The sequence below is a fragment of the Ferrovibrio sp. genome, from assembly GCF_017994015.1.
In the GTDB taxonomy this organism is placed as follows: Bacteria; Pseudomonadota; Alphaproteobacteria; order Ferrovibrionales; family Ferrovibrionaceae; genus Ferrovibrio.
The window spans coordinates 99,793-105,792 of the sequence record NZ_JAGOLP010000007.1; the positions used below are offsets into that span (position 1 = coordinate 99,793).

At 64.7% G+C, this 6,000-nt stretch carries 6 protein-coding genes; 5 read left to right on the forward strand and 1 reads right to left on the reverse strand.

The window, feature by feature from the left end; translation table 11 throughout:
- Positions 1-64 precede the first annotated feature (64 nt).
- Positions 65-1,852, forward strand: a complete 1,788-nt coding sequence (locus tag KBB36_RS06545) for a M3 family oligoendopeptidase (RefSeq protein ID WP_290978163.1) — start codon at positions 65-67, stop codon at positions 1,850-1,852.
- Between the two features lie 5 nt (positions 1,853-1,857).
- Positions 1,858-3,195: an AarF/ABC1/UbiB kinase family protein gene (locus tag KBB36_RS06550; protein ID WP_290978164.1), complete on the forward strand. Its 1,338-nt coding sequence runs from the start codon at positions 1,858-1,860 to the stop codon at positions 3,193-3,195.
- On the opposite strand, the gene KBB36_RS06555 is transcribed toward KBB36_RS06550, so the two are convergent.
- The gene (locus tag KBB36_RS06555; protein ID WP_290978165.1) at positions 3,184-4,038 is read right to left on the reverse strand and encodes an alpha/beta hydrolase; all 855 of its coding nucleotides are present in this window, start codon (positions 4,036-4,038) and stop codon (positions 3,184-3,186) included. The genes KBB36_RS06550 and KBB36_RS06555 overlap by 12 nt on opposite strands.
- Positions 4,039-4,225: 187 nt before the next feature.
- Between KBB36_RS06555 and KBB36_RS06560 the strand changes: the two genes are divergently transcribed.
- The 3 genes from KBB36_RS06560 to KBB36_RS06570 all read left to right on the forward strand — a co-directional run.
- Positions 4,226-4,819: a putative metalloprotease CJM1_0395 family protein gene (locus KBB36_RS06560; protein WP_290978166.1), complete on the forward strand. Its 594-nt coding sequence runs from the start codon at positions 4,226-4,228 to the stop codon at positions 4,817-4,819.
- A 120-nt stretch (positions 4,820-4,939) separates the two neighbouring features.
- A complete protein-coding gene (locus KBB36_RS06565; protein ID WP_290978167.1) occupies positions 4,940-5,089 on the forward strand; it encodes an aa3-type cytochrome c oxidase subunit IV in 150 nt (49 codons plus the stop codon).
- A gap of 76 nt (positions 5,090-5,165) precedes the next feature.
- The coding region (locus KBB36_RS06570; RefSeq protein ID WP_290978168.1) for an NAD(P) transhydrogenase subunit alpha at positions 5,166-6,000 on the forward strand (835 nt) is incomplete at its 3' end.

Sequence of the window (6,000 nt, forward strand, 5' to 3'; positions counted from 1 at the left end):
GCCGCCCCTGGCCTCGGGCGTTATCTTGCCCATATTAGAACTATTCGAAGTGATGGAGCGAACCATGGTATCGGCGGCACAGGCGAAGAAGCTGGGTAAATTGCCCAACTGGGACTTGAACGACCTCTATCCGGGGCGTGATTCCAAGCCCCTGCAAGCCGATCTTGCCGCCGCCGCCAAGGCTGCCGAGGCGCTGGAAAAATCCGCCAAGGGCCGCATCGCCGGCATGAGCGGCGATGACCTTGCCGCCGCAATCAAGAGCTATGAGAAGCTGCAAGACACCATCGGCCGGCTTTATGCCTATGCCTCGCTGAGCTATGCCGGCAACATGGACGATGCGCAGGTGGCGCGCTTCTACCAGGACATGCAGGAAAAGCTGAATGCCATCACCACGCGGCTGCTATTTGTCGGCCTGGAACTGAACAAGCTGGAGGATGCCGCGCTGGAGGCGAAATTTGCCGCGTCGAAGAAGCTGGCGCATTACCGGCCCTGGCTGCGCGACCTGCGGCTCTACCGGCCGCATCAGCTGGCCGACGACCTGGAGCAGTTGCTGCATGAAAAGAGCGTGACCGGGGCTGCCGCCTGGAACCGCCTGTTTGACGAAACCATGGCTGGCCTGCGCTTCAAACTCGGCGCGGAAGAACTGACCGCCGAGCAGACCCTGCATCTGCTGTCTGATACCGATCCGGCCAAGCGCCGCGCGGCGGCCAAGGCATTGGCCAAGGTGTTCAAGCAGAATATCCGGCTGTTTGCCCTGATCACCAACACGCTGGTGAAGGACAAGGAGATCGAGGATCGCTGGCGCCAGTATCCGCAGCCGGAATCGGCGCGGCATCTCTCCAATTGCGTTGAGCCGGAAGTGGTGAATGCGCTGGTGGATGCGGTGACGCAGAGCTATCCGCAGCTTTCGCATCGCTATTATGCGCTGAAGGCAAAATGGATGGGCAAGCGCCAGCTTGACTGGTGGGACCGCAACGCGCCGCTGCCCGAGGACAAGGACCGCCTGATCCCGTGGGAGGAAGCGCGCGACATCGTGCTCGGCGCCTATGGCCGCTTCTCGCCCAAGCTGGCCGATCTCGGCAAGCGCTTTTTCGACAATAACTGGATCGATGCGCCGTCGCGGCCGGGCAAGGCGGCCGGCGCCTTCGCCCATCCCACCGTGCCGAGCGCGCATCCCTATCTGCTGCTGAACTATCTCGGCCGCACCCGCGACGTGATGACCCTGGCGCATGAACTGGGCCATGGCGTGCATCAGGTGCTGGCGGCCGAACAGGGCGCGCTGATGGCCGATACGCCCCTGACCCTGGCCGAAACCGCCAGCGTGTTTGGCGAGCAGCTCACCTTCCGCGCCCTGCTGGCGCAGGCCAAGCCGAAGCAGCGCAAGATGATGCTGGCCTCCAAGGTGGAGGACATGCTCAACACCGTGGTGCGGCAGACCGCGTTTTTCAAATTTGAGCAGCGTGTGCATGCGGCGCGGCGCGAGGGCGAGCTGACCCCCGATGCGCTGGGCGATATCTGGCTTGGCGTGCAGCGCGAAAGCCTGGGGCCGGCGCTGAAATTCGATGCCGATTACAGCAGCTTCTGGTGCTATATCCCGCATTTTGTGCATTCGCCCTTCTATGTCTATGCCTATGCCTTTGGCGATTGCCTGGTGAATGCGCTCTATGCCCGCTACCAGGATGCCGAGAAGGGTTTCCAGGACAAATACTTCGCCATGCTTAAGGCCGGCGGCACCAAGCGGCACAAGGAATTGCTGGCGCCGTTTGGCCTCGATGCTTCCGATCCGGCCTTCTGGTCGAAGGGCCTGGGCGTGATCGGCGGCTTCATCGACGAGCTTGAAGCAATTGGCTGACCGGCATGGCTGAGGAAGACAGCGCGCTTGGCCGCGCCCGGCGTTATGCCCGGGTCGGCGCCTCGGTGGGCGGCCTGGCTGCCCGGCTCGGCGCCGAGCGTATGCTGGGCGTCAAGCTCGACCGCTCAAAACATGCCGCCGATCTGCGCCAGGCTTTGGGCGGGCTGAAAGGCCCGCTGATGAAGGTGGCGCAGATCATGTCCACCATCCCCGATGCGCTGCCCAAGGAATATGTGCAGGAGCTGACCCAGCTTCAGGCCAATGCGCCGGCGATGGGGCCGGCCTTTGTGAAACGCCGCATGGCCAGCGAATTGGGGCCGGACTGGGCCCGGCAATTCAGCCGCTTTGACCTTGCCGCCGCAGCCGCCGCCTCGCTCGGCCAGGTGCATCGCGCCGAAGGCCTGGCTGGCGAAAAGCTGGCGGTGAAGCTGCAATATCCCGACATGGCCTCGGCGGTGGAGGCCGATCTCAAGCAGCTCAAGCTGATCTTCGCCATCTATGGCCGCATCGATCCGGCCATCGACACGCGCCATATCCATGCCGAGATTGCCGACCGGCTGCGCGAGGAACTGGATTACGAGCGCGAGGCGCGCCACATGCGGCTCTATGGCGCCATGCTGCGTGACGAGCCGGATGTGCATGTGCCGCAGGTGGTGGCGGGCCTCAGCACCAAGCGGCTCCTGACCATGAACTGGCTCGATGGCGCGCCGCTGCTGACCTACAAGGACGCGCCGCAGGAACAGCGCGACAAGATTGCCTATAACCTGTTCCGCGCCTGGTATGTGCCATTCTACCGCAGCGGCGTGATCCATGGCGATCCGCATTTGGGCAATTACACCGTGCGCGACGATCTCGGCATCAACCTGCTGGATTTTGGCTGCGTGCGCATTTTCCCGTCGCGCTTTGTCGGCGGCGTGATCGATCTCTACCGCGCCATTGCCACCCAGGACCGCGCCCTGGCGGTGCATGCCTATGAGACCTGGGGCTTCACCGGCCTGAGCAACGACGTGATCGACACGCTCAATCTCTGGGCGGAATTTGTCTATGCGCCGCTGCTGGAAGACCGCCCACGCCGCATCCAGGAAATGGAGCAGAGCGGCGTTTATGGCCGCGAAGTGGCCGAGAAAGTGCATGCCGAATTGAAAAAGCTCGGCGGTGTCACCCCGCCGCGCGAATTTGTTTTCATGGACCGCGCCGCTATCGGCCTGGGCGGCGTGTTCCTGCATCTCAAGGCGGCGATCAACTGGCACCGCCTGTTTCACGACCTGATCGCCGGCTTCGACACCCAGGCGCTGGAGCAGCGCCAGGCGGCAGCGCTCAAGGCGGCGGGGTTAGACTCCTAGCCAGCGCAGTAATTCGGCGTCGAAGGCCGCCGGCTGTTCCAGCGGCGGCGTGTGGCTGGATTGGTCGAAGATACGAACCGTGAGATCGCGGAAGGCGGCGCGGTGTGGCGCCCAGGCTTCGGCCGGCGCCACCAGATAATCGCAGCGGCCGAGCGCCAGCAGCACCGGGATGGTGAGCTGATCCAGGCCGGCGCTGATATCGAGATCGCGGAAGGCCTGACCCCAGAGCTGATCGATCACCGGCATGTTGACACTGACATCGGCCCAGAGCGGCGCGGCATCAAAGCCCGGATCGAACCAGGAGCGCGCCGCCATGGCGAGGCAGAAGCTGATGAAGCGGCGTTCCGGCGCTGCGGCCAGCAAAGCCGGCAGACCAGCCATGTCAGCGGCGAAACGCGCCTTGCGTTCGGGGCAGACCGCTTCCTGCCAGTGGCGTTCGGCCAGAGCCGCATCGGCCGGGCTGTGGCTTGGCCCGGTGGCGATCATGACAACATGGCTGGCGGCTTCCGGGAAACGCTTGGCATATTCCAGCGCCATATAACCATGGCCGGAATGGCCGATGATAATGCAGCGGCCAAGGCCAAGCTGCTGGCGCAACGCCTCGGTATCCGCCAACACCTGATCCAGCCCGGCATCGGCCGGCCCATAGGCGCCGAGCGCCTGGCCGAAGCCGCGATGATCGATGAAAGCCAGGCACAGCTTGCGGCGCAGGGCGCTGGAGAAAATGCGCGGATAATAACGCGCGCTGCCGATCACAAGGGCGGCGGGGCCATCGCCTTCCACCTGGTAGGATAGGTCAAATGGCCCGCGCCGCAGGCTGCCGGTGAGATATGCTTGTGTCATGGCTTGGGGATAAAACCCCTGGCCGGGAAAAGCAACAAAGCCGGTTGAGCCACTGCCGATTCGGCGCGAGAATGGCGCCATGATCGGCGCCGTATCCGCATACCAGCCGACCGTGCTGGCGCCCCGTTATACTGCTACCAGCCCAGGCAATGGCCCAGGCTCTGGAGCAGTGGCGGAAGCGGCTGTTTTGCCCCCCACCCCGCCTGCCGACATCCAGCCCGCCAGCGGCTTTTCCGCGCGCCCCCTGGCCGCCGGCAACACCTTGCTGGCGGCGCAGCAAGCCGGGCTGGCGGCGCAGCAGCAGGATACGCCAGCCGGCAGCAATGCCGCCGCCAAGGCGCCGGCCGATCTGAGCGAGGAGGAAAAGGCGCAGGTGGCCAAGCTGAAAGCGATTGATGCCAAGGTGCGGGCGCATGAGCGCGCCCATGCCGCCGTGGGCGGGCAATATGCCGGCGCACCGAGCTATGGCTACACACGCGGCCCGGATGGCCAGATGTATGCCACCAGCGGCGAGGTGAGCATCGATATCAGCGCCGAGAATGACCCCGAGGCGACCTTGCAGAAGGCCGCCCAGGTGACGGCGGCGGCTTTGGCCCCAGCCGATCCCTCGGGCGCCGACCGGGCCGTGGCCGCCGCGGCGCAAGCCCTGCGGCTGGAGGCCCTGGCGCAGATCCGGGCCGAGAAACGCGCCGAGCAGGAGCAGGCCAGCCGCGCCTATCAGGCCGGAAACAACATTCTCTCGGCGTTGAATTCGGCAGGCGGCGCCGGGCTGACGGCCTGATTCGAGCCGTTCTGCTGCATGAGCGAAGGGTTGTATGGGGCGCGGGGAAAAGCGTAGTATCGCGGCCGAATTCGACCATGGTCGAAGCCATATCAAACCGAAGCCAAAGAGGAACAGGCAATGGGTACGTCGTCGGGCGAACACAAGATGGGCAGCATGGATATCAGCCAGCACAAGTCGACCTATAGCGGCTTCATCAAACTGACCACCTGGTCGTGCATTCTGCTGGCCATCACCCTGGCATTGATGGCCAAGTTCCTGGTCGATTGATTTAGGGCGTGCTGACCGGCGCAGCGGCGCCGGCTTTTAGTATTGCGTGAACAGGTCTGAGGGGGAGCCAAAGGCTATGAAGATAGCGATTCCGAAGGAACGCCGTCCGGGTGAACGGCGTGCCGCCGCTTCGCCGGAAACGGTGAAGAAATTTGTCGCCCTGGGCGCCGAAGTGGTGGTGGAAACCGGCGCCGGTGCCGGTGCCGATATCCCCGACAGCCTGTTTGCCGATGCCGGCGCCAGCATTGCGCCCGATGCCCGCGCGGCGCTGGCCGATGCCGACATGGTGCTGAAGGTGCAGCGGCCGATGACCGCCGCCGAGGGCAATGACGAACTGGCCCTGCTGAAAAAGGGCGCCGTGCTGGTGGCCATGCTGCAACCCTTGCAGCAGCGCGAGCAGGTGAAGGCCTATGCCGCCGCCGGCATCGATGCCTATGCCATGGAACTGATGCCGCGCATCACCCGCGCCCAGAGCATGGACGTGCTGTCATCGCAATCCAACCTGGCCGGCTACAAGGCGGTGCTGGATGCCGCCGCCGTATTCGGCCGCGCCTTCCCGATGATGATGACCTCGGCCGGCACCATCGCGCCGGCGCGCGTGTTTGTCATGGGTGTGGGCGTTGCCGGCTTGCAGGCCATCGCCACCGCCAAGCGGCTCGGCGCCGTGGTCAGCGCCACCGATGTGCGCCCGGCCACCAAGGAGCAGGTCGAATCCCTGGGCGGCAAGTTTGTCTGGGTGGATGACGAGGAAGCCCGCGCCAGCCAGACCGCCGGCGGCTATGCCAAGGAAATGTCGGCGGAATACAAGGCCAAGCAGGCCGCCCTGATCGCCGAGACGGTGAAGAAGCAGGATATCATCATCACCACGGCGCTGATCCCGGGCCGCCCGGCCCCGGTGCTGGTGACCGAGG